Raw genomic sequence first — 26296 nt, 5'->3', positions numbered from 1 at the left:
AAATCCTATCCAAAATAGCACAATAAAAACATTTTAGGTCTGGAAATTTGTTCTAAATATTTAGCGTAAATTTGCACAATAGAACGTTAGATTTATCTGTTTCTGATTATCAAAAACCTAACAGCGTATTCTACACGTAAATAATCCTAAATTCAAATATTAAATAGTTACGACTATACAAACTTTAAAAAATGTACAGTAAAGAAGAATCACAGAGAATAAAAAGAGAATTTTGGGTGGCTTTCGCCGAAAAATATCCACGTAAATGGGTACTTTATGATACCAAAATTAAAGATTTCTCTTTTAAATTTTATGTTGACAATAAAAAAGCACAGGTTTTAATTGATATTGAACCCCGAAATGATGAAAAAAGAACTGCTTATTTTGAAAAAATTGAAGCTTTAAAAAACATCCTTGAAGAGGAATTCATTAAAGATTTGGTCTTTGAAAAAAACTATACTTTAGAAAGTGGTAAAACCATAAGCCGAATCTGGATAGAAAAACAAGGTGTAGGTTTTAGCAATCGCAATAATTGGGACACCATTTTTGATTTCTTTTTTGAAAAAATGAATGCACTTGAAATGTTCTATTTAGAATATGACGAGTTTATTAAGGATATAGATTCTTAATAAAAAAGGTTCTGAGGTTCTAAGGAACTAAGATTCTAAGATTCTAAGTTCTTTTATATAACAAACCCGATAGTTTTTTTAAAAATCTATCGGGTTTTATTATTTTTCTATTTTCTTTTTTCTTTTTACTTCTTAACTATTTTCTTGGTAATTACTCCTGAATCAGAAAAAAGTTTTACAAAATAAATTCCCGAAGAAAACTGAGACATATCAACTTCAAGATTATCTGTACTTTGCACTTTGGCAGTATATAACTCATTTCCGTTTACCGAATAAACTGAAATCTTGTTTGGCAAAACTGTAGTTGAAAATGATAAATTCAATTTCTCCTGAACCGGAACCGGGAAAACTTGCACTTTAGAAGCTAATTTCTCTGGCGTTGGACCAACAGATAATGAACCTGATGATTTTCCAAGATTAACTTTCACAATAACTGACGATAATCCTGTTGTACTTTTCGTCGTTCCCATTGCAAACATGTAATTATTTTTACTACCTTCTAAAGTAGCTTTACGACCCGTTTTTGAAGCAGTTTCTTCCTTATTTTCTACAGCTACAAGATCTGTTATATTATCAATCACAGATGGCATATCAAAATTCTTAACAAATGTACCATCAAGATTAATTGCAGTTACATTTGCGTCACCTTCAGTAATATATATAACATCACCTACTTGTTCAATTTTTCTGTAATCATGATAACTACCATTACCAATAGTTCCTGTTTTTTGGTTTTCAATAAATTGCAAATCCAATTCACCATCTTTTGAAAGCTTTACAATTTGATTTGGTACAGGAACTCCATTAAAATTTGAAAAATCTCCGGCAGCAATGATTTCTCCATTGTCAAGCACTTTAATTTTATTGACTGTCGTATCAGGTCCTGAACCATTTATTTTGAAAGTTTCATCAACAGTATTATCAAGATTAAATCTTATAAATTTATAATCATAATGATCATAATCATTGTAAATACCTGTGAAAATTATTTTATTATCCTGAACTTCAAAATTAACACCGCTAAACCAACGATAGGTTTCAGATTTTAAACTATAATTTAAAAATGCATCCTCTCCCAATACCTTATATAATCCGTTTTCATCAGAAAACAAAACGTCTCCAGTAGTCAAAACTTTGAATTTCTTCACTGAAGTTAACTGTAGATAACGGAAATCAAAATCTTTCAAAACTTCACCTTTATTATTCAGTTTTAAAAGCTTCTTTTTGGCACTTACAAAAATAGTCGTATTATCTATAACCTGAAATTGCGTTACATTTCCAATATATTTAGGAAAAACAAACGATTCATCAACCGAACCATTTTCGTTTAACAAAGCAATACCAAAAGTTTCAACATCATTAACTCGTACAAAATCACCTTTAACAACTAATTTCCCGTCAAAATATTCCCCTTTGTCAAAGCTGCCATATTGAATTGCATTTAATGAAGAAGAATCTAACTGATTACCATTAAAATCACATACAGACAAACCATATCTATTTCCTACATTCCCTGTATTGTTGTAAATAATTTTGTCTCCTACTATCCCTAACGTAAAAAACATCTCTCCATTCTCATTTAATCTGCCAAGAGTAAAACTTTGATTTAAAGTTCCATCAGGATTAAGTTTGGCGATATAACTATTAAATTCCGCAGGTTCAAACATTCCAAAATATATGAATGAATCTTTTACGACAATCGTTGAGGCATGAAAACTAAAATAATAAGTATTAAAAGTTTCATCAACTGTTCCATCCGGATTTAATCGGCACATATTATTGATTGGCTGAGTATCTATTATTCTTGAAAAATGTCTTCCAATTAATAATTTACCATCGTCCTGAAGTGTCAAAGAAAACAATTGTCCTTTTGTTCCTTCACCAACATCAAATGTTGTATCAAGAATACCGTCAGAGTTCAATTTTACCAGACTGTTTTTAGCAATTCCATCTACAGCAGTAAAAGTTCCTCCTACATATATTCCGTTACTGGATACTACAACATTATTTGTCGCTGCATTAAAAGCTAAGTTATTATTGAAAGTATCGTCTAAAGTAAAATCACTATTGAATCGTTTTAAATAACAGCTTGTAAAATCATAATAACCTGGCGCTCCTCCAGTAACCAATATTTTATCATCGGCCTGAATTGCAATAGATGTTGCATTAAAAACATCGCTAACTTCTTTTATAATTTCACCATTTAAACCAAGCTGATACAACTTAAAATAATCAGCATATCCAAGATTATCTTTAGTAGTTAAGACAATCATATTTCCATTACTTTGAAGTTTGACATCTTTAATTTCCGACTTAGGATCTCCATTAAAAACAAAAGTTTCATCAAGTGAATAATCCGCATTTAAGCGTATAAGATTACTAACTTTTTTCTCTTTAAAGAACTGGATATTTCCTCCCAGTAAAATCTTACCATCTGAAAGTTCTTTTATAACCGTTATTTTCGCAGCTTTGTAAGGCGTTGGTTCTTTAAATGTTTCATCAACGACTTGCGCATTAGATGATAAAATTCCGAAAATAATAAATAATAATAGTGAGTAAAGTTTCTTCATACACAGTGTTTACTGGTTAGTTTTTTTTCTTGATTTACTGATATTTTTAATTAATCCATAATTTCAACAATACTTTTTAACTAAAAAGTGGTCGAATATAAATTAATTTAACACTTCAAATATAGTTTATTTTAGTTCAGTACTTTAAAATAAATCTGTATTTCAAAAAATATTTTTACACCGAATATTTACAAGCTATTGCGGTACGGATTTATAAAAAACAGAACCCATTTTACTCCAAAATTCGTGGACAAAACGGGTTCTACGTGTATTTTAGATTCTTGCCTCTTTCTTCTTTCTTCCTTATTTAAGTCTTTCCACCGCTTTAATCAGCAACTTTCCGAACTCCTTTAATCAATAACCAAAAAACCATTGCAAACTCGGCAACAGAAGATGTCAAACCAACAATAATTCCTGTTACAGAAAAATGATAACTTGGGAATAACACAAATGCAAATGCATCAATTACATAAGCAGATCCACCGATAATTAATAATATTCCTAAAATTTTAGGCATAAATCCTGATCTATAGACTAATTGTCCAAAAGGAATTAACCAAAGTCCCCAAAAGATACCAATAACGACATTTCCGTAGTTGTACATTTTTAGAAATGCCATTACTAACAATTGCAATTGAGCTGGCGGAAAACTTCTCATGAAATTTTCTTTTAATAACAATAAAGCAAACAAGTGATTAAAAATAATTACGAACGCAATTGGAACTCCAACAATTACTAATGCAAACATAGTTCTGGACAAATGTTTACTCACTTGCTGAAACAATTTGTAAAGCTGCAAAACTAAAAACACAAATAAAGTCTGACAAACCAAATTGCTCATAATACCGGCACGAAAAAGAAATTCGTGACGTAAAATAGTTCGCATTGTTAACGGCAAATTACTGGAATCGATCAATTGCATCGGCACATACATGATTCCAAAAACACCCGTTAAGGCAATAAGTAAATAAATAAAACCTGCAATTCGGGCCGTTCTTTTTAAGTTGATTTGCTCCTGACTCATATCTTAAGTTATTGGTTTACTGAAGATCTAAGATAGTATTTATTTTATATTTCGAAATTATACTTAAATAGTGAAGACTTTTTAAATAACAAACCCGACAGGTTTTAGAAACTTGTCGGGTTGCATATAGATATACTTTGAATATAATTTAAGATCCTTGCATCGAATAAATCAATGCAAATACGAAAGGAATAATTATTAGTATCGAAATAATTAAAGCTTTCCATATTGTTTTCTTTTCGAATTTATCTTCATCAGGAAAATACTTCTTTTGAAAATAATACGATAAAACCCCACCTCCAATTATATTACAAATAAATGTAAAACTTGAGGTTTTAATTGGTGACAAATTCACCACTAGAATTGTAAACAATGTTAATAGTATAGAAACTAATAAAACAAGATTTGCTTCTTTTTTTCTATCAGTGTCTCTTAGATTTTGCATTAATAAAACGCCTCCAAAAATTGGCGCAAAAACTATTGAGAATCCCCAAATTGCTTTCGCTGAATAAATCTTTTGTTTTTCAAACTCAATAAATTCATTAGTTTCGTCAAGATCTTCCTTAACAGTTAAGTCATTCATATTTTTTATTCGTATTTTGAAATTGTTTAATCTAATAACTACACACTAAAAATATTATAAACAATAATATGATCGTCGTAGTTGATATAAAGTTGCTTGCGGTAATCTTGCTTTTTGCGGGTTATAATAGAGAGTTTACAATTTTTCCCGTCATTATCTTTACACATAAAAGAGTATACGATATCAGTATCATTTTCTTCTCTTTCGATATAATCTTCAATATTAAAAAGTTGGATTTCCATCGAATAAACTACAATCCGGTGTTTATTGGTGTCTAAAATAACAGATAGATTAACCAAATCCAGATTGGACCATTCGCCCCATTTTCCTTTTTCATTTTTTTCTAAAACACTAAATCCCGATGTTTTAAATTGATAAGACTGACCTTGAACCTGTTGCAATCCAAAAGCCAAAAAAAGAAACAAAAAAGAGATGCGTATAGTATTCATAATAATATTCTTGCAGGTAATTAAAACTCAAATTTAGCCTTTTCTTTGGAAGCAATTTCAAAATCGGCCATCATTTGTTTAATAATTTGTTCTACTGGCAAAATTTCATGGATAATTCCGGCTATTTGACCAATTTCAAGTTCACCTTCTTCAAGATCGCCTTCAAACATTCCTTTTTTAGCTCTTGCTCTGCCCAAAAGTTCAGTCAATTCTTCTTTTGAAGGACATCTTTCATATAGATTTTGAACATCCTGATAAAACTTATTTTTAATCAATCGAACAGGCGCCAATTCTTTCAATGTCAATTGCGTATCACCTTCTTTGACATTCACAATAGTTTGTTTGAAATTATCATGCGAAGACGATTCTATCGATGCTGCAAAACGACTTCCAACCTGAACACCATCAGCGCCCAAAATCATCGTAGCCAACATTCCTCTTCCTGTGGCAATTCCGCCAGCAGCAATAATCGGAATCTGAATCTTTTCTTTCACCATCGGAATCAAAGTCAGTGTTGTAGTTTCATCACGTCCATTATGTCCTCCAGCTTCAAAACCTTCTGCAACAATTGCATCAACTCCTGCTTCCTGAGCTTTTAGAGCAAAAATACTACTACTCACAACGTGTACAACTGTAATTCCTTTTTCCTTTAAAAAAGAAGTCCAGGTTTTAGGATTTCCTGCCGAAGTAAAAACGATTTTAACGCCTTCTTCAACCACAATATTCATGATTTCTTCAATATTTGGATATAACATCGGAATATTAACTCCAAAAGGTTTATCAGTTGCTTTTTTGCATTTCTGAATATGTTCTCTCAAAACTTCAGGATACATTGAACCTGCACCAATAAGCCCCAAACCTCCAGCATTACTTACTGCTGAAGCTAATTTATAACCACTATTCCAAATCATTCCTCCCTGAATAATTGGATATTTAATATTGAAAAGCTGCGTAATTTTATTCATTCAAAAATGCTGTTATTGTTTAATTATCTTTCCTGTTTTATGCAAACCATCAACATCAAAAGCATAAAAATAAAGTCCGCTTTGTAAAGATGCTACAGAAAGAAATGGATCTTGATTTGTTATTTGTTTTTCGATTACTTTTTGTCCTAAAACCGAATAAATTTTAACCGAAGCGTTATAATTTTCCTGTGAAAAAGAAAACGAAACTACAGTTTCTGCAGGATTTGGATATACCGAAAACGTTGAAAGCGCATTTTGAAAATCTTCAACTCCCAAAGTTGCTCCAAAATTTGGAATTCCATAACCATAATTATTATTTGGCGCCGAATATCGATCAGAATATTCCAATAGCATTTGTCGAATTTCTTTGTTTGTTTTTGTTGGAAAAGCCTGCCATAAACACGCAATCATTCCTGCCATAATTGGGCAAGAAAATGAAGTTCCGTTTGCAGTACCAATGGTTCCGGTTGGATCAGAAACAACTGCTGCAGCACCTTGCGCCATAACATCGGGTTTTATTCGATTATCAAAACTTGGCCCAATAGAACTTGAACCCGCTTTTACTTTTACAGCGTTAACAGAACCAACCGTTATAACCGAAACTGCATCAGCCGGTGCGCCAATGTGCGGTTCTCCCGTACTTCCCTCATTTCCTGCCGAAGCAACTACAACAATCCCTTTGCTAAAAGCGATTTCGGCTCCACGAGAAATAAAGTTTGTAACACCGTTCATGTCATTATATGTATGGCTATAATTAGCATTATCAAACGCAAAATATCCCAGTGAAGTTGTAATTATATCAACTCCTAAATAATCAGCTTTTTCTGCAGCTTCTACCCAAAGTGATTCTTCAACAGGATTTTCGCTGGCATCATTTTCTGTAATAAATAAATAGAATGAAGCATTTGGAGCAGTTCCTACCAAAGCGTTTTCTTTGTAACCGCCAATCGTCGAAAGCACCTTTGTACCGTGATCATCGCCAGTATAAAAGTTATCGTTTCTGTTTACAAAATCATATCCGCCTAAAATCTGATTATTAGTAATCAGTTTTTGAAACGGCTGAGCTGTATTTACACCCGGAAAACCTGCATCAATAACGGCAATTATCTTGCCTGATCCCGTATAATTTTGCTGATGCAAAACTTGTCCGTTAAGCATTTGAATTTGATTTGCTGAATTTCCGTAAGCATAATCAATCGCAGTATTGAGTTTGTCTTTTGTCTTTGCAATTTTATTTTCCGAAACTTTTTTGCCTGTTGTGTTCAAAGTTTTATTAGCAAAAACTACTTTATCAACAAATGAGAGCGTTTTTAAAGCCACAATATCGGTTTGAGTTCCTCGAATATGAAGCGCGTTCATCCATTTGGATTGTGCCATTACAACAATTCCTGTGGCGCCTTTTACCTGAGTAATGTAAGTTTCTTCAACAGGAACATCAGTAACATCAAGAGCAATATTCTGATTGGTTCTGCGTTCTAAAGCGCGCGCAGAAAGCATTTCAGACGGATTGTCTAAAAAATGCTGAAAATTTGGTTTATTTTTAAAATAGACCCAGGCATCTTCTTGTGAAAACGCAACTGTACTAAAAACCAATAAAAGAAATGTAATGTAGTAGTGTTTCATAGTTTACTTTTTTAGAAGGAAATCCTTTGTAAAAAAGTATAAAGCTATGAAATTACTCCCGAACCAACTAATTCATTATCGAAATACCAAGCTACAAACTGACCTTCTGTAATTGCAGATTGTCCTTCTTCAAATTCAACATACATTCCGTCTTCAAATTGGTGTAAAGTTGCTTTCTGTAAAGGCTGACGATAACGAATTCTCGCCATAATTTCCATTTTTTCTCCAACTTTTAAAGCCAAATCAGTACGAATCCAGTGTACTTCAGATTTTTCAATAAATAAAGCTTTTTTGAATAATCCAGGATGCAGACTTGTTAAACCTGTATAAATAGTATTGGTTTCAACATCTGTAGCGATGATAAACAACGGATCTGTCGTTCCGCCTACATTCAAACCTTTTCTTTGTCCGATTGTAAAATAATGAGCACCTTGATGTTTTCCAACCACTTTTCCCATTGTTGGAAGATAATCACGCTTTTTAGCTTCTAATTTCAACTCTTCTTCTAATGATAAACCTGTTGGTTTTTCGATAGTATAAATTGGATCGTTTTTATCAATCTGAACAATTTTACCTTCTTTAGGCTGTAATTTTTGTTGCAGAAATTCCGGTAAACGAACTTTCCCGATGAAACATAATCCTTGAGAATCTTTCTTTTCAGCCGTTACTAAATCCATTTCAGCAGCAATTTCGCGTACTTCAGGTTTCGTCAAAGCACCAATTGGAAACAATGATTTAGCCAATTGCTCTTGCGATAATTGACATAAAAAATACGATTGATCTTTATTATTGTCCGCTCCGGCAATTAATTGGTAAACAGGTTTTCCATCAACTTCAATTTCACTTTTTTGACAATAATGTCCTGTTGCCACATAATCAGCACCAAGACTTAAGGCAATTTTCATGAAAACATCAAATTTGATTTCGCGATTACAAAGCACGTCAGGATTTGGAGTTCTTCCTTTTTCGTATTCGTTGAACATATAATCAACGATTTTTTCTTTGTATTCTTCGCTTAAATCGACAGTTTGAAACGGTATTCCAAGTTTTTCAGCAACTAATAAAGCGTCATTACTATCCTCTAACCAAGGACATTCGTTAGAAATAGTAACTGAATCATCGTGCCAATTTTTCATAAAAAGCCCAATAACTTCGTATCCTTGTTGTTGCAATAAATAAGCAGCAACACTAGAATCTACTCCACCAGAAAGTCCAACAACTACACGTTTCATTCTAAATCGTTTATATTTTTACAAGGGTGCAAAGATAACTCAAATTATAGATTATTAGGGTAGTTTTGATTAGTTTATATAATGCCACGGTAGATAAAACTTATTGTTTTTTTTTAATTACTTTTAATTATCAATAAAAACGTCATGCAAAAATACATTTACAGTCTGTTTTTTCTATTCATTGCAGTTACTTTAAGTGCTCAAAGATATTCTGCGTCATTGTCAAATTATGACGCATACAAAGCATTTAGAGGCAAACCTTTATCAGATAAATTTTCGAATATAGAATCTGTAAAAGTCATCTATGATCTAAAAAAACAAAAAATGTACTACTTCAATAGTAGCCTCATTCTTTTGCATTATGACTTTGTTACCAATTATTTAGGATATAGCCAAGATTTAGAAGTTTTTAATAATGAGAATTATAGTGATACGATGAAAGACAGAGATTTTTTTCTGGGAAATCTTAATCATATCAAAGGAACTGAGAAATGGATTTTCGAATTAGCGGCTTCAGATCATATGCCAATTGAATCTATTGAACGCTTTTATAATTTAATCGTAAAATCGACTTTTATTGGTTCAAATTTGAAATTCTACCTGAACAATCCGACTCAAATGGAATGGTTTCAGCAACAAAAATTCAAGATTCCTTGCGTAAAATCAGATTATATTTTTAACGAAATCAAATATCAGGAAGTTGTTGCGGGAACAAATATTGGCATTTTAAAACAATACAAAATCAAAGACTTAGAAAAGACAAAACCTAATCCTGACGAAATTATCGTTCTGGACGGAACACCGGATATTTTACCTAATGTAAGAGGAATTATTGTAAACGAATTACAAACGCCTTTAAGTCATTTAGTGCTTTTGGGCAAGAACAGAAAAATTCCGATAATGGCTTACACAACAGCTTTACAGGATAATAATATCAAAAGATTACTTTCGAAAAAAGTAGAATTAAAAATTGAAATTGATACTTTTTATATCAAAGAAACTACTAAAAAAATAGAACCAAAAGCTTCTACCAAAAAGAAAAAACTAATCATAGATAATAGTGTTACTGATTTAGTAGATTTAGCCACAATTCCTAAAAAGGGAATAAATTACATTGGTTCTAAAGCTCAAAACATGGCTTATTTAATCGCTATCTCAAAAGAAACTGCGTTTAAAACTCCAGAAGATGCACATGCAATTCCGTTTTATTTTTATACCAAACACATTCAGAAAAAATCTATTTCGCCATTAATTACCGAACTTTTAGAATATCCGCATAAAGATTCTACAGTTTGGATTTATCATCAATTGAAAAAAATTCGTGATGCAATTAAGAAAGAACCTGTAGATCCTGAATTAATTGCAAAACTGAATGCAACCTTTAAAAATGCTAAGTTTAAAAACTTCAGATTCAGATCTTCTACAAATGCAGAAGATTTAGATGATTTTAATGGCGCCGGATTATATGATTCTAAAACCGGGATTCTTGGCGACAGCATTAAAACATTTGAAAAAGCAATTAAACAAGTTTGGGCAAGCGTCTGGAATGAAGCTTCTTATAACGAAAGAGAACTTTTTGGCATTGACCAGCATAATATTGCAATGGGAGTTTTGGTTCATCGTTCTTTTCCCGATGAACTTGCAAATGGCGTTATAATTACAAAAAATATGTTCCGGGAAAATTTCCCGGGTATAACTGTTAATGTTCAGAAAGGCGAAAACTCCGTTGTAAAACCAGAAAAAGGAGAAATATGCGAACAATTTGTCGCTTATCATTTTAATTCCGGAAAAGACGACACTGATTTTGATGTAGATTATACTTCAAATTCCAATTTAAACAATAATGAACCTTTATTAAGCCGAAAAGAAATGAGTCGGTTATTTCTTGTGAGTTCAAAAATCGAAGAAAAAATGTATCGTTATTGGAAAAAAAACAGATATCATCCGGTAGATATTGAGTTTAAAATTGTTGGAGAAAACAGGGATTTGTATATTAAACAAGTTCGCCCTTTTAATGAATAATAGCAATCCAATGATTGAAAGTCTCTAATTTGTGCTGTTAGGCACATTTTACCTCTTCATTTACATGAATAATCAGTAGAATACCTGAAGATCAATTTCGTTTGAAACCGTATTTATATTCACAATTTTAAAATCGAAATCATCAATATTCATTTTTTGCTGAACAGACTTTCGTATTGTTTGATTGTCTAAAGAAAAATCACTTTCTAAAGCGATTTTCACTTCTACTATATTCAAATATTTAGAAGCTTTTTTATTGACTATTACCGACGCTATAATATAAAATCCGATAATGATAACCTGAAAAAACAGAAGTACTTCTATTTTCTCATACGGATACATAATATCCAAAATAGAAAGCGTAATTGTAGCAAACAAAAAGATAATTGCATTTACAGTAAAAGACTGTGTTCTGAATCTTAAAATGGAGAAAATAGCAAATAATCCAAACCCAATTCCAACGCCAATTTCAATTTTTGTAAACAAATAACAAAGTGAAAAAGTGCAAAGACCAACAATAACCATCAAAGGGTTTATCGTTTCATTATCTTTTCTATTGGAGAAAAAATACAAAATCAAAATTGAGAAAAACAACAATAGAAATCTTCCTGAAAGTTCGTTTAAATCCATTTACCTGAAGTATTAGTAAATCAAATTTAAACATTTAACGAAAAAATTAGCCACGAATTCACGAATTTTTAAAGTTTAAATTCGTGAATTGCTTCGCCTGTTCGCTATCGCTCGGGTCGTGGCAAAAAAAAGTCCGCTTAAGCAGACTATTATATTAATCTATTCTTTTTTAGGTTTAGAATCAGCTTGATAATTGCTTTTTGGATCGCTCATATTAACTTCTTTGGTCAATTTACCTTTTAAGTAAAACTGCCATTTTCCAACTTTTTTCCCGTTCAGGAATTTTCCTTTAGAAGCAATAGTTCCTTCTGAATCATAAAAAATAGCATCGCCATTATATTGATCATTTGCATAAGTAGTTTGTTCAAGAAGAATTCCATTTTGCCCGAATTTTTTATAAATACCTTCTCTAAGTCCGTTTTTATAGGTCATTTCTTCAGCAACTTTTGAATCAGGATAATAAATCGTTCTTGAACCTTCAAGTTTTCCATTTTTGTAGTTCTCAAGTGTCATAACGACTTTAGAAGCTTTATGGTAATATTTCCATTCTCCTTCATTATTTCTACCGATTACTTTACCTTCACTAACTTTATTTTTATTCTGATCATAGAAAATATTGTAAGCGCTTCCGTCATTCGCACTAAAATCACGAGTGGCTAAAACATCACCTTTTTTGGTATCATCAAAATACTTAAATATGCCTGTTTCTTTTCCGTGGTTAAAAGTTCCTTCGTAACGAGGACGTTTAGAAACTTCATAAACTCCTTTCCATACACCATCTTTCTTTCCGCTGGTATCTAGTTTATTAAACTCCTGAGAAAAAGCTGCTGTACTTATTAGAAATAAAATCCAAATTTTTTTCATAAACTGTTTTTCTTTATAACACTAAAAAATGAGTTTTAGTATTGCAAAAGTATAACCATTTTTACTTTTCTGCTGATTTTTAAAGTCTTAAAAATTACTTTAATTTTTGTTTAATTTTTCATAAATCACTTTAAAAACAAAAAGTAACCTAAATACTATAAAAATAACACAAAAACTTAAAAATCAACAACTTAAAAACATTAAACAAAAGAGTTAAATGTGTCTTAAATTTAATTTTTGTTTAATATTTTATAAAATTTGTTAAACAAAATTAATAATTTAGCAGTACAAACGAAAAAATCAATATTATGAAAACAATTAAAACCAAGTTAATTGCTCTTTTAGCGTTAATTTCTTTCGTCACCGTTTCCTGCAACAATGATGATGATAATTCAGGTCAAACTCCCCAAACAATTGTATCACTTGCGCAAGCAAATCCAAATCTAAGCTCTCTGGTAGCTGCTTTAGAAAAAGCAGATTTAGTCACGACGTTGAAATCTTCCGGTTCGTTTACCGTTTTTGCGCCAACAAATGCTGCTTTTAGCGCTTTTTTAACCGCAAATGGTTACGCAGATCTCAATGCAGTTCCTGTTCCTTTACTCAAGGAAATATTATTAAATCACGTATTAAGTACTAAAGTAAAATCAACTGAAATTTCTACAGGTTATGTAAAAACAATGGCAAAAGGAAGTGCGTCAACTATAAATACCTTAAGCATGTATCTTGAAAAAGGAACAGGTGTAGATATTAATGGTGGAAAAACAAATGGCGGAGCAACAGTAACAACGGCCGATATTGAAGCTTCAAACGGAATAATTCATGTTGTTGATGGCGTCATCGGTTTGCCTACAATTGTAAATCACGCAATTGCCAACAAAAATTTCACTACTCTTGTAGCCGCTTTGACTTACAATCCATCCTCTGGATTTGCGGGAATATTATCAGGAACAGCTAGCTCACCCTTCACTGTTTTTGCTCCAACAAATACTGCTTTCGCAAGTTTTTTAACCGAAACAGGATATTCTGGACTTGCTGCTATTCCTGCAAATGTATTAGAAACAACTCTAAAATATCATGTGGTTGCCGGCGCTAATGTCCTTTCGACTTCTTTAACAAACGGACAAGTAGTAAGCACTTTTGCCGGGCAAAATTTTACAATTGGCTTGACTGGAGGAGCAAAAATTACAGATACAAATGGAAGAGTCAGTACTATAATTGCTACAGATGTTCAATGCTCAAACGGAGTCATTCATGTCATTGACAAAGTTTTGTTACCTAAATTTTAAGCATAAAAAAAACCGCTGTTTTACAACAGCGGTTTTCTATTACAATATAAAAATTATTTCTTTTTATTCTGACCTTTTGCAGCTTCTTGTTGCTCCATTACTTCTTGAAGACGTTGTTGAAACTTGCTTTGTTTTTTAGGTTCTTTTAATTTGTTCTCTTGAATTTGAGCGTGAATTTTATCTGTATCAACAATATAATTTTTGATTACGAACATAATTCCAATAGTAATTAAGTTCGAAATAAAGTTATACAAACTCAAACCTGCACCATAACTATTGAAGAAAATTAACATCATTAATGGCGAAACATAAATCATGATTTTCATCATTTTTGCCATATCCGGCATACCTTCTTGTTGAGGCGCAGCCATTTGCTGATCTCCAGAAGTCATTTTCATATAGAAGAAAATCGCAACTGCTGCCAAAATTGGGAACAAACTGATATGATCTCCATATAACGGAATGTGGAATGGTAATTTTACAACTGCATCAAATGATGATAAATCGTCTGCCCAAAGGAAACCTTTTTGTCTTAACTCAAAAGCTGATGGGAAGAACTGGAATGACGCATACATAAACGGAAGCTGAATCAATGCCGGAATACATCCTGCCATTGGGTTTACTCCTGCTTTGTTGTACAACTTCATCGTTTCTTGTTGTTTCTTCATTGGGTCTTTTTTGAACTTTTCTCCCAATTCTGTAATTTCAGGACGTAAAACTTTCATTTTTGCCTGAGACAAGAAAGACTTATATGTAATTGGCGACATTGCCAATTTGATGATAATTGTAAAGATGATAATCGCAATTCCTAATGAAAGTCCAATTGTTGAACTTAAGAATCCGAATAACGGAATGAAAATCCATTTGTTGATCCATCCAAAAATTCCCCAACCTAATGGAATAATTTTTTCGAAATTTTTATCGTAAGATTTTAAGATTTTATAATCTGCCGGTCCAAAATACCAGCTCATTTTATAATCAACTTCTCCATTAGAAAAAGCTAAAGGAACTGTTGCTTTAAATTGTTTTGTGAAAATAGTATCAACTTTTTCATCTTTAACTAAATTATCAGATTGCAATCTTGATTTTTCAAATGCTTTATCTGTAGATAAAATAGTTGTAAAGAAGTGCTGTTTGAAAGCTACATAACTTACTTTTTCTGGAGTTTCTTCTTTTCCTGTACCATTTGGACTTACAGAACTGTATTTTTCATCTCCATATTCATACTCAATTTGAGCATAACGGTTTTCATAAGAAACACTTTTTTCGTTTCTATATGTTTTCAAATCCCAAACTAAATCTAATGGTTTTGAAGAATTTAAAACTTTATTCAATCCTTGAGAACGAACATCAAAACCAACTAAATAATCGTTTGGTTTCAAGATATATTTGTACTCTAAGAATTCATTAGCTCCAGCTTTCAAACGCATTGTCAAAATTTGGTCTGCACCATTTTTTGTCAATGTTGGCTCAAAAAACAAATCTTTAGTGTTTAAAGTTCTGTTATCTGTAGTTTGCAACTGAATATTTAAATTAGCATTATTGTCTTTAATCAATTCTACTAATTGTCCTGAATTTTTCTCAAATCTTTTGAATTCTTTCAACGTAGCTTCAACTATATAACCACCTTTATTAGCTATTTTTAGCTTAATCTTTTCGTTTTCAATAGTTGTAAAACCTTCTTTTGCAGAAGGAAGTGTAGCTGAATAAGCAAAACCACCTAATGTTTTTTGTAATTGCGCTAATTGAACTGTGTCACCAGGAGTAGTAGCTGCAGCAACTGGTAAAACAGCTGTTTTAGTTTTATCAGCTTTTGCTTGTGCTTCTTGCTTAGCAACTAATTCTTTCTTGGCTTTTTCAGCAGCAATCTCCTTATCAGAAGGTTGATTTTGGTACATAATCCAAATCAAAATTCCAAATATCAATACAAAACCAATGATTGAATTAAGATCAAATTTTTTTTCTTCCATTATAATTTAAAAAAGGGTTATTCGTTAAAGACTATTAGTAATGAGTTTAACTCAAAAGTTACATCCTTTTCAGAATATTAATTATTGTTTTTTATGTGCATTTACCGCAGCAGCCACAAAGTTTACAAAAATTGGATGTGGGTTTGCCACTGTACTTTTGTATTCCGGATGGTATTGAACACCAATGAAAAACGGGTGATTCTCAAGCTCTACAATTTCGACTAAACCTGTATCAGGATTTACTCCAGAAGCTTTTAAACCTGCCTTTTGTAATTCATCAGCATATTTATTGTTGTACTCATAACGGTGACGGTGACGCTCTGAAATAGTCGTTTGTCCGTAGATTTTGTGTGCTAAAGTGTTTGGTTTAATATCACATTTCCAAGCACCAAGACGCATTGTTCCACCTTTATCAGTAATTGTTTTTTGCTCTTCCATTAAATTTACTACTGGATGAGGAGTTTTCTCATTCATCTCTGTAGAATTGGCATCAGTATAACCTAAAATATTTCTTGAATATTCGATAACAGACATTTGCATTCCTAAACAAATTCCGAAGAACGGAATATTATTTTCACGTGCATAACGAACTGCTTCGATTTTTCCTTCGATACCTCTTTCTCCAAAACCAGGAGCAACTAAAACTCCGTCAAGAGGTCCTAATTTTTCAGCAACATTATCAATATTAATGTGTTCTGAATGTATTGAAATTACGTTTACTTTAGTTTCATTTGAAGCTCCTGCATGAATAAACGCCTCTAAAATAGATTTGTAACAATCCTGCATTTCTACATATTTACCAATCAAACCAATATTTACGGTATGCTTTGGATTTTTTAATCTTCGTAAAAAAGTATTCCAGTTTTTTAAATCCGGAGCTGCTTTTTTAGGTAAATCTAATTTCTTTAAAGCTACAACATCTAATCCTTCTTCAAGCATTAAATTTGGAACTTCATATATTGTTGAAGCATCAATTGACTGAATTACGGCTTCTCTTTTTACGTTGCAAAACAACGCTAATTTATTACGCAATTCATCAGAAAGTTCATGCTCAGTTCTACAAACCAAAATATCTGCTTTGATACCACTTTCCATCAAAGTTTTTACAGAGTGCTGAGTAGGTTTTGTTTTTAACTCTCCTGCTGCAGCTAAATAAGGAACTAAAGTTAGATGAATAACGATTCCGTTATTTTCTCCTAATTCCCAAACCAACTGACGAACAGACTCAATATAAGGTAGTGACTCAATATCACCAACGGTTCCACCAATTTCAGTAATAACAATATCATAATCACCAGATTTACCCAGCAATTGCATTCTGTCTTTGATTTCGTTTGTAATATGAGGAACAACCTGAACAGTTTTTCCTAAAAATTCTCCTCTTCTTTCTTTTTCAATAACCGAAAGATAAACTCTTCCTGTAGTAACGTTATTTGCCTGAGAAGTAGGAACGTTCAAAAAACGCTCGTAGTGACCTAAATCTAAATCTGTTTCTGCACCATCATCTGTTACATAACATTCTCCGTGCTCATACGGATTTAACGTACCTGGATCTACATTTATGTACGGATCAAATTTTTGAATAGTTGTACGATATCCTCTTCCTTGTAACAATTTTGCTAAAGATGCCGCGATAATTCCTTTTCCTAATGAAGAAGTCACACCGCCTGTAACAAAAATATATTTTGTTTGATTCATTCTGTTGTTGTTTGTATGTAGTTGTGTAAAAAACTTGGCAAAAGTACAAATTTAATTAGATAATTTATCAATTAGATTATGAGATAATTTGCAAATTTTTAATTAGATCGATTACTTGGTTTTGTAATCGATAATTTTAACTTTTAATTAGACTATTTTTTGAGGAATACTCTTAAATCTTAATAAATCATCTTCATAAAAGCTAAATCACCAAATGAAAACATATCGGAAAATTGCGAATGAAAAGATAATTCAAAAATCAAAATCTTCTTTTTAACTAGTGAAGGACAATATTATATGATCTCAATAAATAACTTAAAAGTATTATTTCGGTTTTATCAGTTTTTAACGCAGAATCGCATATGACATCATAACTAAAATAACAAAAAAGCCCAGAAAAATAACTGAAACAACAATAGTTCCAAACAGCAAACCTGTCTTTGGAACCAACAAAGAACTATTACCTTTTTTTGCCTGAGATACACCGATGTTTCCAAATATTATACCGAGAACTGCCATAAAAATTGCCAATATCCCAAAAGGAATTCCAATTACGAGGCTTATAATAGAAGTAATACAACTAATCACAAGAAAAAATCCGGCTAAAAGTGATGATATCAACGAAATAATACCGAAAAATTGACTAAGATTGGAGCTTCTTGTATTATTTTGCATGTTGTTTTTTATGTTATTTACTACAAAAATAAAAAAACACTTAGGCGCACAATAGAGAAGACTTCAAAGTTATTAACAAATAAATTAAGGATTAATATGAAAGCTTATGGAGCAATAAGAATTAAGGATGGATTTAACCGCAAAGCACGCTAAGATTTTAATGCATATCGATCGGGTTTTATAAAAACACAAAGTTCGCAAAGCTAGATCAATACAAAGCTTTGCGAACTTTGTATTTTTAAACATACCTATTAGATAAAAATCTTAGCGTGCTTTGCGGTTAAATGATTAATCAATGCAAAATATTTTATGTTTCTCTACAGGTTTTTGCATTGATAGTAAATTAAATGGAGATTTTCTGCTAGTTCAAAGATTTAGAACATCACATAAATAAAAAAAATATTATAATTTTAAAACATTGACTTGTACACATTTACAAATTCAGGCTCGAATTCAGTGGTGTCAATATGTTTTTAGAAATTATAATATTTTTTATATCTAACATAAATAAAAATATTTTAATTTAAAACACTGACTTGTACACATCTATAAATTCAGTCTGGAATTCTGTGGTATCACTTTGTTTTTGAATTGTAATATTTTTATATATCAAACTTAAATAAAAAAAACGATATAGCAAAAGATTTTTCTTACTATTTTAAAGGTTTCGGATATTGTTTCTTAATATTCCGTATTAATTCCTCCAATCCGTTTAGTTTTAACTCGTATACAAGCGCTAATTGTTGCCCTAATTCTCCCTTAGGAAATCCTTTATTCTGATACCAAACAACGTAATATTCGGGTAAATCGATTAAAAACCATCCTTCGTATTTCCCGAAAGGCATTTTGGTGTGAGCTAATTTTATAAGAAGTTTTTTGTCTGGTTCCATGTTGTGAAGAAAAAAGAAGCAAGAAGAAAGAATATAGACTCATTCTTTCTTCTTGCTTCTATTGAATGCAAAGCTATTATTATTTTTATTCTTTTGCCACAGATTATACGAATTAAAATGATTTTTTAATCTGTGTGTTTATTATGAAATTCTAAAAAAAATCGCCACGAATTCACGAATTATATTTTAATAAATCCATGAATTCGTGGCGAATATTTTCTAATACTAAAACCTTAGCGACTTAGTAACTCAGAACCTCAGCAACTTAGTAATGCCATCTCACGAAAGCTTCCATTGCAGCATATGTCGCTAAACCTAATTGTTGGTACAAAGCAGCAGTTTCAGCATTTCTGTCTTCGGCTCTTTGCCAAAATTCTCTTGCATCTGTTCCTTGAAAAACAACGCCGTCTTTTTGAGATTGGTGCTTGAAGATTCCGTGACGTTTTGCCAAAACCTGATCAGGGCTCATTGGTACAGCCATTTCGACTTCGTCAATTCCCCATTCCTGCCAAGCTCCGCGGTACAACCATAACCAGCAATCATCCATGAATGATTTTGGTTTAAGTGCTTTTACAGCTTCAAAAATAGCGTCAAGACAAACTTTATGAGTTCCGTGTGGATCTGCTAAATCTCCTGCAGCATATATTTGATGTGGTTTAATTTTTTCGATTAAATCCATTGTCAATTGAATGTCTTCTTGTCCAATTGGTTTTTTCTCAATAGTTCCGGTTTCATAGAAAGGTAATTCCATAAAATGAATCTGATCATCTGTCAAACCAACAAAATGACTTGTTGCTCTCGCCTCCCCTTTTCTGATTAATCCTTTGATGTAACGTACTTCAGGAATATCAATTTCACTATTCTTCTTATTCGTTAAAAAAGTAGCTGCCTTTTGGTAAATATCATCTGCTTCAGCACTTTTGATTCCAAATTTTTCATTGTAATCAATTACGAATCTTGCAAAACGCAACGCTTCATCATCCGCTACAGCGATGTTTCCAGAAGTTTGATATGCAACGTGCACTTCATGTCCTTGCTCTTGCAAACGCATAAAAGTTCCTCCCATACTAATGATATCATCATCAGGATGTGGGCTAAAAATCAATACACGTTTTCTTGCAGGTTCTGCTCTTTCAGGACGATTTGTATCATCTGAATTTGGTTTTCCACCTGGCCAACCTGTAATTGTATTTTGTAATTTATTGAAAATTTTAATGTTGATGTCGTATGCAGGACCTGAATCAGCCAATAAATCACTCATTCCGTGTTCGATATAATCTGCATCTGTAAGCATTAAAATTGGTTTTTTAAGCTGAAGCGCCAATCCTAAAACTGCTTTACGAGTGAGTTTATCTGTCCAAACTACTTTTTCCACCAACCAAGGTTTGTTGATTCTTGTTAGTTTTGAAGATGCTTCTTTATCTAAAATAAAAACAGCATTATTATGTTCTTGCAAAAATGAAGCTGGTACACGATTCGTAACTTCATCTTCGACTGATTTTTTTACAATATTCGCTTTTCCTTCTCCCCAAGCCAATAAAATAACTTGTTTGGCTTCCATGATTTTTTTCACCCCAAGCGTGATTGCTGTTCTTGGCGTATTGCTTAATCCGAAGAAATCTTTACTTGCCGCAACTCTCGTAATATGATCTAATGCAACCAAACGAGTTTTTGAATTTTGTAACGATCCTGACTCATTAAAACCAATATGTCCGTTACCACCAATTCCTAGAATCTGAAGATCGATTCCGCCCAAAGCTTCGATTTTAGCTTCATATTCGTGGCAATAATCAGCGATTTGTTCTTTTGTCAAAAGTCCGTCCGGAACATGAGCATTTTCAGGTAAAATATCGACATGATCAAACAACAATTCTTTCATAAAACGAACGTAACTGTTGATAGAATTTGGCTCCATTGGATAATATTCATCCAAGTTAAAACTAATTACATTCTTAAAACTTAAACCTTCTTCTTTATGCAAACGTACTAATTCTGCATATAATCCTTTTGGAGAAGAACCTGTTGCAAGACCTAATATACAAGGCTTGTTTTCTTTTTGTTTGGATTGAATTAAAGCTGCAATTTCTTGAGCAACTGCTTTTGAAGCATCATTTGAATTTTCAAAAACAACTGTATTGATGTTTTCGAATCGTTTCTCGAACCCCGTTGCTTTGTCGATTTTACTTTTTAACATGATATAGTCTATTTTTAATTTCTGTCGTTAAATCTACCAACTTCTGTATTTATGACCTTTCACAGCATAAAAAAGAATCATTAAATAAGATGGTAACAGCATTAAATAGGCAATCTGATTTCCGCTTTTTGAAATTTCTGCGGTTCCGTTTGCGATATTTGATGCATTTATATTTTCTGTGATCATTCCGTAAAACAAAGGAAAAATTGCTCCTCCAATGATTCCCATGATCAAAATTGCGCTTCCAATTTTAGTATAACCTCCTAAATCTTCTAATGCCATTGGCCAAATTGCGGGCCAGCAAAGTGCATTTGCCAAACCAAGTAATGCTACTAAAAGAATTACAATTGGCAGATTTGGAATTCCAGGCAACTGAATCATTATTTTTGGCGAAATCAAAACTATTGCTAATACTAAAATCAATCCTAAAACTCCTGATGCCTTCAAGGCTGTAACTTGCGATACATATTTAGGTATTAATGTGATTCCTAATATATAACCCACAACCATTGCCGACATTGTAAAGGAAGTTAACTTTAAATAAAAATTCCCTTCTGTTCCATAAACTCCCAGTTCTTTTCCGAAACCTCCAATAGAATCTCCGGCTAAAACTTCGGCAGCCAAATAAAGCATTAAAGTGATTACGCCTAAAACCAATTGCGGACGTCTGAATGCATTTCTAATTTGCTTAAAAATACTTAAATGCGTTACATTTCCGTCTTCATCCAAATCGATTTCCGGCAATGGCGAAAGCTTTACTAATAAAGCCAAAACCATGATAATCAATCCCATATAAAGATAAGGTCTTTGCAATTGTAATGCAAGAGAATTTAAAGCATTTGTTTTTGAAACTGAATCCAATAAAGCAATTTTATCGGCTGTAAACTCTTGCATATTAGACAAAACCAAAGCTGTTAATATCAGTGGTGCTACAAATCCTGCTAATTTATTGGCAATTCCCAAAACACTAATTCTGGCTGCTGCGCTTTCTCTTGGACCTATAACGACTACATAAGGATTTGATGCTGTCTGCAAAATTGCCAAACCTGTTCCCATTACAAATAATGCAATTAAAAACAATAAAAAAGTTCTGCTTTCTGCTGCTGGATAAAACATAAATGCTCCGGCTGCAATGATTAATAATCCTAAAGAAATACCATTTTTATATCCAACTTTTTCAATCACCCAAGATGACGGAATTGCCATTACAAAATATGCGATGTAAAAAGCAAAAGTTACAAAATAAGCCTGAGAAGAGGTCAACTCACATGCCAATTGAAAAAATGGAATTAATGGTCCGTTTAACCAGGTTACAAAACCCAGAATAAAAAATAATGCAGTTAAGATTATCATCGGAATAATAGTACTCCTCTTGTCTATATGTAATGCACTTTCAATGTTTGACATAATAATTTTGGTTGATTGTTAATAGATTAGTGGTTTTCTCAATCTAAAATAGCATCAACTCTTTTGCAAATATATTGCAATTAAAACACATTTTAATGCATTTTTTTTGCAATTTTAAAACAAAAGTAGTCTAATAAGTTGTACTTACCGGTAAATTAGATATCAAATTTTTGTTAATTTTTTTTTATTCTTCCCAGTCTAAAACCGGATAATATTGCTGTAAATACGCTTTTACATCGGCAATATCTTCTTTTGCTGTCAGATCCGGAACGTGTTCTGAAAACGGAATTCCTAAAGTTGTATTTGGATTCTCTTTTACCGAATTTAAAAGTACGGTTGGCAATTCTTTTTCGTCTCTTTCAGGATGAACCGGACAATTTTTGAGATGTGTATATAATGTACTTCCGTTAAATTTAAAAGCATTCATACTTACTCTGATTTTGCCTTCAATGTCTTTGTAATCATTCAAAACATCTGCCGAAGGTTTTTCTAAAATATCTAATAACTGATTGTTTTTATCCAATTTGGCAATTGCAAAACGCGAAATTCTCTCAGAAGGAAATTCCAAAGCATCACGATCATAAGCTATAAAAGCATTTGGACTATCGGTTTCTCTAAGTGCCAATAAGGCTTTCGCCGAATATAAATTGTCGCTGTTGCAAACCGAATATTGCTGCGAATTCAACTCCGGAAATTGTTCTACCGCCTGAAACAAAGCATCGGCAGTACCAAATGGTTTTACTCTACCTTCGGGAATATATTGTACAGCAAATGAAATATTAAGTCCGTGAAAATCATTGTTGACATTTTGGCTTCCGTAAAACTCTTTAAAAAGTTCTCCTTGTTCACCAATAATAATGTAGATGTTTTTATATCCGGCTTTTTTGGCATTCAATAAAAGATAATCCAATAATGGTCTTCCGCTTCCGCCAACGCCTATTAAACCTTTACTTCTTTCGTTTGCCTGAGCGATTTCTTCTGGTGATAAATTATCAAGAACGGCTTCTTTTTTCATACGGGAAGATGCTCCACCCGCAAGAATAATTAAATTGTTGTGCATACTTATTTTTTAAATTTAAATATTTTCAATAACTCTCACGCCCGGATCTACAGACACAGCATAAGCTTCCTGCGCTCCGGCTTTCAAAATCGCTTCAATTACCTGATCTTCTTTTTTAGGATCGGCAATTACAACAATACTTCCGCCACCGCCAGAACCTACAATTTTAGCACCATAAGCGCCTGCACGCAAAGCTGCATTGATCATATCATCAATTCGCGGAACTGTAATTTTCAATAAATCTCGCAAAACTTCGTGATGCTGATTCATTAAATCTCCAATTTTTTTAAGGTCTAAAACTGGTTTTTCGAACTCTTTTAGAGCTTCTTTGGTATAATGATAATTTTTTAGCGCTGCTTCAAAAAACGGAATCAATCTATCCGGCAAACAATTTCTGTATCGGTCAATATCTTCAATTTCAGAAGTATTGAGATCAAAATCAGGAAAATTTTGCTTCACAATTCCAATAGACATTAATGCATTTCCTTTTATTTCGCCAATTAAACCAATTGTTTCTTTTGGAACACCAGAAACTCCGGTAATTAATCCTTTCAAATCTGTTCTGATTACTTTAAACGAAAAAGGTTCTTTGGTATTAATGTACACCACATTTCCAACGCCAATGCTAAAATGATCCATCATTCCGCCTGGTTCTCCGTGTTCCAAAACTTCCGATTCGTACCCAACTTTCGAAATAAACTCAGATGTAACTTCCTGATTTACGCCAAAAGCAGAAATCAAAAACTGAATCCACGCCATTAATAATGCCGATGAACTTGATGTTCCTGAATTAATTGGAATATCTCCGGTAATCGTAATATTATAACCTACATTTGGTACACAACCATATCTGCGCAAAACACGCAATGACGAAGCGAAATAATCTCTTGGCTTTAATTTATCAAAAGTTGCGTCGATATCAATGACACGAAGTTCACCAATATCAATCATATTGAGAACAAATGTTTTGGTGTCATTTTGTTCAGCAGTTAGTTTTATATTTCTATCAATTGCACAGGCGATAACTGGCAATCCTAAATAATCTTGATGATCTCCAAAGAGACATGTCCGACCCGGGGCTAATGAAGTAATTTTTTTCACTTGACAATTCTATAATAAAATATTGTAAATCAGATTATTACAACATTAATTGGTTAACGATTTATTTTAATTTTCTGGTTTTGATTCTACGAAACTATATATTATATTTTTATAAAACAAGAAAAAAACAAAAAATGTGCTCGAACACACTAAATAAATGTTCTCGAGCACACTAAATAATTCTGACAGAATTTTTTAAATAATTAAATCAAAGTTTCTATATTTGCTCATATGGATAAAAAGTACACAATTAAGGATATAGCAAAAATGGCTGGAGTTTCTAAAGGAACTGTTGACCGCGTTTTGCACAATAGAGGAAAAGTATCTCCAACGGCTTTAGAAAAAATCAATGAAGTTTTGAACGTTATTGATTATCAGCCCAACTTAATTGCCCGAAATTTAAAAAGCACAAAAGTCTATAAAATTTGTGTTTTACTTCCGGATCCTGAAATTGATTCTTACTGGCTTCCTTGTGTAAACGGAATTCAGGAAGCAATAACCGAGTTTAAAGCTTATAGTGTGGTTATCGAAACGCACTATTTTAATCCGGAAAGCACTAAATCGTTTTTAAGCACAAACGACAACATTATCAAGAAATCGCCTGATGCTGTTTTAATCGCTCCATTATTTCATAAAGAAACTTTGGAAATCGTAAAACAATATGACGAATTGAATATTATGGTGAATACTTTTAATAATCAAATCGAAGGCGAATCTATCAAAAGTTTTGTTGGACAGGATTTATACAAAAGCGGACGCGTTGCTGCAAGTTTAATGAATCTGATTTTGACTGACGGTCAAATTGCAATTATACATATTGACGAGAGCCTTAAAAATGCGGTTCACATGCAGGAAAAGGAAAAAGGTTTTAGAAATTATTTCGACGAAAAAAAGATTGACGGTTTTTCTCTGACAACGCTAAAACTAAAACACCCAAATGTTGAAACTAAATTTTTAGCTTTTGTAGAAGAGAATCCAAATTTGAAAGGAATCTTCATCACAACATCAAAAGCTTATCAAATCGCCTCTATCCTATCTTCGATAAAAACCAAAAAAATTGCGATTATAGGTTACGATTTAGTCGAAAAAAATGTAAACTTCCTAAATCAGGGATTGGTTCACTTTTTAATTCACCAAAATCAAAAAAGACAAGCTTATCTTGGAGTTAGTACTTTAGTCGAGCATTTTTTATTCCGCAAAGATATTCCGGAAACAATATTATTACCTATCGATATTATTAATGTCGAGAATGCTACGTTTTACGTTTCTTAACTGTTTTGCCCACGGATTTGGTGGATTTGGCAGATTATTTTTTCGTAACTCTACGAGAAAACTTTTACTACCAAAGACGCACTGCTATGCGCCTCTACGATAAAAACTTTGCGTCTTTGCGACTTTGCGAGATTAATTTTAATTATAAAAAT

General features: G+C 32.3%; 21 protein-coding genes. 4 read left to right on the top strand and 17 right to left on the bottom strand.

What is annotated here, in order from left to right; genetic code table 11:
* The first annotated feature begins 191 nt into the window (after positions 1 to 191).
* Positions 192 to 629: a DUF4268 domain-containing protein gene (locus tag WN975_RS01465; RefSeq protein ID WP_099711510.1), complete on the top strand. Its 438-nt coding sequence runs from the start codon at positions 192 to 194 to the stop codon at positions 627 to 629.
* 125 nt (positions 630 to 754) lie between these two features.
* On the opposite strand, the gene WN975_RS01460 is transcribed toward WN975_RS01465, so the two are convergent.
* The 7 genes from WN975_RS01460 to mnmA all read right to left on the bottom strand — a co-directional run bounded on the left by WN975_RS01460 (position 755) and on the right by mnmA (position 9075).
* Positions 755 to 3199, bottom strand: a complete 2445-nt coding sequence (locus WN975_RS01460) for a T9SS type A sorting domain-containing protein (RefSeq protein ID WP_337964885.1) — start codon at positions 3197 to 3199, stop codon at positions 755 to 757.
* Between the two features lie 325 nt (positions 3200 to 3524).
* The gene (locus tag WN975_RS01455; RefSeq protein ID WP_337964884.1) at positions 3525 to 4223 is read right to left on the bottom strand and encodes a DUF4386 domain-containing protein; all 699 of its coding nucleotides are present in this window, start codon (positions 4221 to 4223) and stop codon (positions 3525 to 3527) included.
* Between the two features lie 148 nt (positions 4224 to 4371).
* Positions 4372 to 4806, bottom strand: a complete 435-nt coding sequence (locus WN975_RS01450; RefSeq protein ID WP_337964883.1) for a hypothetical protein — start codon at positions 4804 to 4806, stop codon at positions 4372 to 4374.
* A 38-nt stretch (positions 4807 to 4844) separates the two neighbouring features.
* Positions 4845 to 5255, bottom strand: a complete 411-nt coding sequence (locus WN975_RS01445; RefSeq protein ID WP_099711506.1) for a hypothetical protein — start codon at positions 5253 to 5255, stop codon at positions 4845 to 4847.
* 20 nt (positions 5256 to 5275) lie between these two features.
* The gene (locus tag WN975_RS01440; protein WP_337964882.1) at positions 5276 to 6220 is read right to left on the bottom strand and encodes a nitronate monooxygenase; all 945 of its coding nucleotides are present in this window, start codon (positions 6218 to 6220) and stop codon (positions 5276 to 5278) included.
* Between the two features lie 12 nt (positions 6221 to 6232).
* Complete coding sequence (locus WN975_RS01435; protein WP_337964881.1) at positions 6233 to 7843, bottom strand: S8 family serine peptidase; 1611 nt, start codon at positions 7841 to 7843, stop codon at positions 6233 to 6235.
* A gap of 44 nt (positions 7844 to 7887) precedes the next feature.
* Positions 7888 to 9075, bottom strand: coding sequence for a tRNA 2-thiouridine(34) synthase MnmA (mnmA, locus tag WN975_RS01430; RefSeq protein ID WP_337964880.1), 1188 nt, complete (start codon positions 9073 to 9075; stop codon positions 7888 to 7890).
* Between the two features lie 144 nt (positions 9076 to 9219).
* Between mnmA and WN975_RS01425 the strand changes: the two genes are divergently transcribed.
* Positions 9220 to 11097 carry a PEP/pyruvate-binding domain-containing protein gene (locus WN975_RS01425; RefSeq protein WP_337964879.1) on the top strand — a complete coding sequence of 626 codons (1878 nt, stop codon included), beginning with the start codon at positions 9220 to 9222 and terminating at the stop codon, positions 11095 to 11097.
* Positions 11098 to 11169: 72 nt separating this feature from the next.
* Here WN975_RS01425 and WN975_RS01420 read toward each other — a convergent pair whose 3' ends face one another.
* Complete coding sequence (locus WN975_RS01420; protein WP_337964878.1) at positions 11170 to 11727, bottom strand: DUF4956 domain-containing protein; 558 nt, start codon at positions 11725 to 11727, stop codon at positions 11170 to 11172.
* 159 nt (positions 11728 to 11886) lie between these two features.
* Complete coding sequence (locus WN975_RS01415) at positions 11887 to 12591, bottom strand: hypothetical protein (protein ID WP_337964877.1); 705 nt, start codon at positions 12589 to 12591, stop codon at positions 11887 to 11889.
* Positions 12592 to 12899: 308 nt separating this feature from the next.
* Between WN975_RS01415 and WN975_RS01410 the strand changes: the two genes are divergently transcribed.
* The gene (locus tag WN975_RS01410; RefSeq protein WP_337964876.1) at positions 12900 to 13877 is read left to right on the top strand and encodes a fasciclin domain-containing protein; all 978 of its coding nucleotides are present in this window, start codon (positions 12900 to 12902) and stop codon (positions 13875 to 13877) included.
* Between the two features lie 53 nt (positions 13878 to 13930).
* On the opposite strand, the gene yidC is transcribed toward WN975_RS01410, so the two are convergent.
* The 8 genes from yidC to WN975_RS01370 form a co-directional block, all read right to left on the bottom strand.
* Positions 13931 to 15847, bottom strand: coding sequence for a membrane protein insertase YidC (gene yidC / locus WN975_RS01405; protein ID WP_337964875.1), 1917 nt, complete (start codon positions 15845 to 15847; stop codon positions 13931 to 13933).
* A gap of 81 nt (positions 15848 to 15928) precedes the next feature.
* Positions 15929 to 17545: a CTP synthase gene (locus WN975_RS01400; protein WP_337964874.1), complete on the bottom strand. Its 1617-nt coding sequence runs from the start codon at positions 17543 to 17545 to the stop codon at positions 15929 to 15931.
* Positions 17546 to 17890: 345 nt separating this feature from the next.
* The gene (locus WN975_RS01395; protein WP_337964873.1) at positions 17891 to 18220 is read right to left on the bottom strand and encodes a hypothetical protein; all 330 of its coding nucleotides are present in this window, start codon (positions 18218 to 18220) and stop codon (positions 17891 to 17893) included.
* Between the two features lie 653 nt (positions 18221 to 18873).
* Positions 18874 to 19110 carry a DUF3820 family protein gene (locus WN975_RS01390; RefSeq protein WP_099711497.1) on the bottom strand — a complete coding sequence of 79 codons (237 nt, stop codon included), beginning with the start codon at positions 19108 to 19110 and terminating at the stop codon, positions 18874 to 18876.
* 265 nt (positions 19111 to 19375) lie between these two features.
* A complete protein-coding gene (gene nagB / locus WN975_RS01385; RefSeq protein ID WP_337964872.1) occupies positions 19376 to 21304 on the bottom strand; it encodes a glucosamine-6-phosphate deaminase in 1929 nt (642 codons plus the stop codon).
* A 33-nt stretch (positions 21305 to 21337) separates the two neighbouring features.
* Positions 21338 to 22711, bottom strand: a complete 1374-nt coding sequence (locus WN975_RS01380) for a sugar MFS transporter (protein WP_337964871.1) — start codon at positions 22709 to 22711, stop codon at positions 21338 to 21340.
* Positions 22712 to 22895: 184 nt separating this feature from the next.
* Positions 22896 to 23771, bottom strand: coding sequence for a sugar phosphate nucleotidyltransferase (locus WN975_RS01375; RefSeq protein WP_337964870.1), 876 nt, complete (start codon positions 23769 to 23771; stop codon positions 22896 to 22898).
* A gap of 15 nt (positions 23772 to 23786) precedes the next feature.
* Positions 23787 to 24872 carry a galactokinase family protein gene (locus WN975_RS01370; RefSeq protein WP_337964869.1) on the bottom strand — a complete coding sequence of 362 codons (1086 nt, stop codon included), beginning with the start codon at positions 24870 to 24872 and terminating at the stop codon, positions 23787 to 23789.
* Between the two features lie 231 nt (positions 24873 to 25103).
* Between WN975_RS01370 and WN975_RS01365 the strand changes: the two genes are divergently transcribed.
* Positions 25104 to 26144 carry a LacI family DNA-binding transcriptional regulator gene (locus WN975_RS01365; protein WP_337964868.1) on the top strand — a complete coding sequence of 347 codons (1041 nt, stop codon included), beginning with the start codon at positions 25104 to 25106 and terminating at the stop codon, positions 26142 to 26144.
* Positions 26145 to 26296: the final 152 nt, after the last annotated feature.

This window comes from uncultured Flavobacterium sp. (assembly GCF_951805225.1).
Taxonomy (GTDB): domain Bacteria; phylum Bacteroidota; class Bacteroidia; order Flavobacteriales; family Flavobacteriaceae; genus Flavobacterium.
Note: the sequence above shows the minus strand (reverse complement) of the source record. Positions and strands in the feature narration are given on the sequence as shown.

What these genes read in the sequence shown, in the direction of transcription:
- WN975_RS01395 (WP_337964873.1), bottom strand. Translation starts at nt 18,220, where the DNA reads ATGCAAAATAATACAAGAAGCTCCAATCTTAGTCAATTTTTCGGTATT.
- WN975_RS01455 (WP_337964884.1), bottom strand. Translation starts at nt 4,223, where the DNA reads ATGAGTCAGGAGCAAATCAACTTAAAAAGAACGGCCCGAATTGCAGGT.
- WN975_RS01445 (WP_099711506.1), bottom strand. Translation starts at nt 5,255, where the DNA reads ATGAATACTATACGCATCTCTTTTTTGTTTCTTTTTTTGGCTTTTGGA.
- nagB (WP_337964872.1), bottom strand. Translation starts at nt 21,304, where the DNA reads ATGTTAAAAAGTAAAATCGACAAAGCAACGGGGTTCGAGAAACGATTC.
- mnmA (WP_337964880.1), bottom strand. Translation starts at nt 9,075, where the DNA reads ATGAAACGTGTAGTTGTTGGACTTTCTGGTGGAGTAGATTCTAGTGTT.
- WN975_RS01400 (WP_337964874.1), bottom strand. Translation starts at nt 17,545, where the DNA reads ATGAATCAAACAAAATATATTTTTGTTACAGGCGGTGTGACTTCTTCA.
- WN975_RS01435 (WP_337964881.1), bottom strand. Translation starts at nt 7,843, where the DNA reads ATGAAACACTACTACATTACATTTCTTTTATTGGTTTTTAGTACAGTT.
- WN975_RS01450 (WP_337964883.1), bottom strand. Translation starts at nt 4,806, where the DNA reads ATGAATGACTTAACTGTTAAGGAAGATCTTGACGAAACTAATGAATTT.
- WN975_RS01425 (WP_337964879.1), top strand. Translation starts at nt 9,220, where the DNA reads ATGCAAAAATACATTTACAGTCTGTTTTTTCTATTCATTGCAGTTACT.
- yidC (WP_337964875.1), bottom strand. Translation starts at nt 15,847, where the DNA reads ATGGAAGAAAAAAAATTTGATCTTAATTCAATCATTGGTTTTGTATTG.
- WN975_RS01375 (WP_337964870.1), bottom strand. Translation starts at nt 23,771, where the DNA reads ATGCACAACAATTTAATTATTCTTGCGGGTGGAGCATCTTCCCGTATG.
- WN975_RS01380 (WP_337964871.1), bottom strand. Translation starts at nt 22,711, where the DNA reads ATGTCAAACATTGAAAGTGCATTACATATAGACAAGAGGAGTACTATT.
- WN975_RS01465 (WP_099711510.1), top strand. Translation starts at nt 192, where the DNA reads ATGTACAGTAAAGAAGAATCACAGAGAATAAAAAGAGAATTTTGGGTG.
- WN975_RS01390 (WP_099711497.1), bottom strand. Translation starts at nt 19,110, where the DNA reads ATGGAACCAGACAAAAAACTTCTTATAAAATTAGCTCACACCAAAATG.
- WN975_RS01415 (WP_337964877.1), bottom strand. Translation starts at nt 12,591, where the DNA reads ATGAAAAAAATTTGGATTTTATTTCTAATAAGTACAGCAGCTTTTTCT.
- WN975_RS01410 (WP_337964876.1), top strand. Translation starts at nt 12,900, where the DNA reads ATGAAAACAATTAAAACCAAGTTAATTGCTCTTTTAGCGTTAATTTCT.
- WN975_RS01440 (WP_337964882.1), bottom strand. Translation starts at nt 6,220, where the DNA reads ATGAATAAAATTACGCAGCTTTTCAATATTAAATATCCAATTATTCAG.
- WN975_RS01460 (WP_337964885.1), bottom strand. Translation starts at nt 3,199, where the DNA reads ATGAAGAAACTTTACTCACTATTATTATTTATTATTTTCGGAATTTTA.
- WN975_RS01420 (WP_337964878.1), bottom strand. Translation starts at nt 11,727, where the DNA reads ATGGATTTAAACGAACTTTCAGGAAGATTTCTATTGTTGTTTTTCTCA.
- WN975_RS01365 (WP_337964868.1), top strand. Translation starts at nt 25,104, where the DNA reads ATGGATAAAAAGTACACAATTAAGGATATAGCAAAAATGGCTGGAGTT.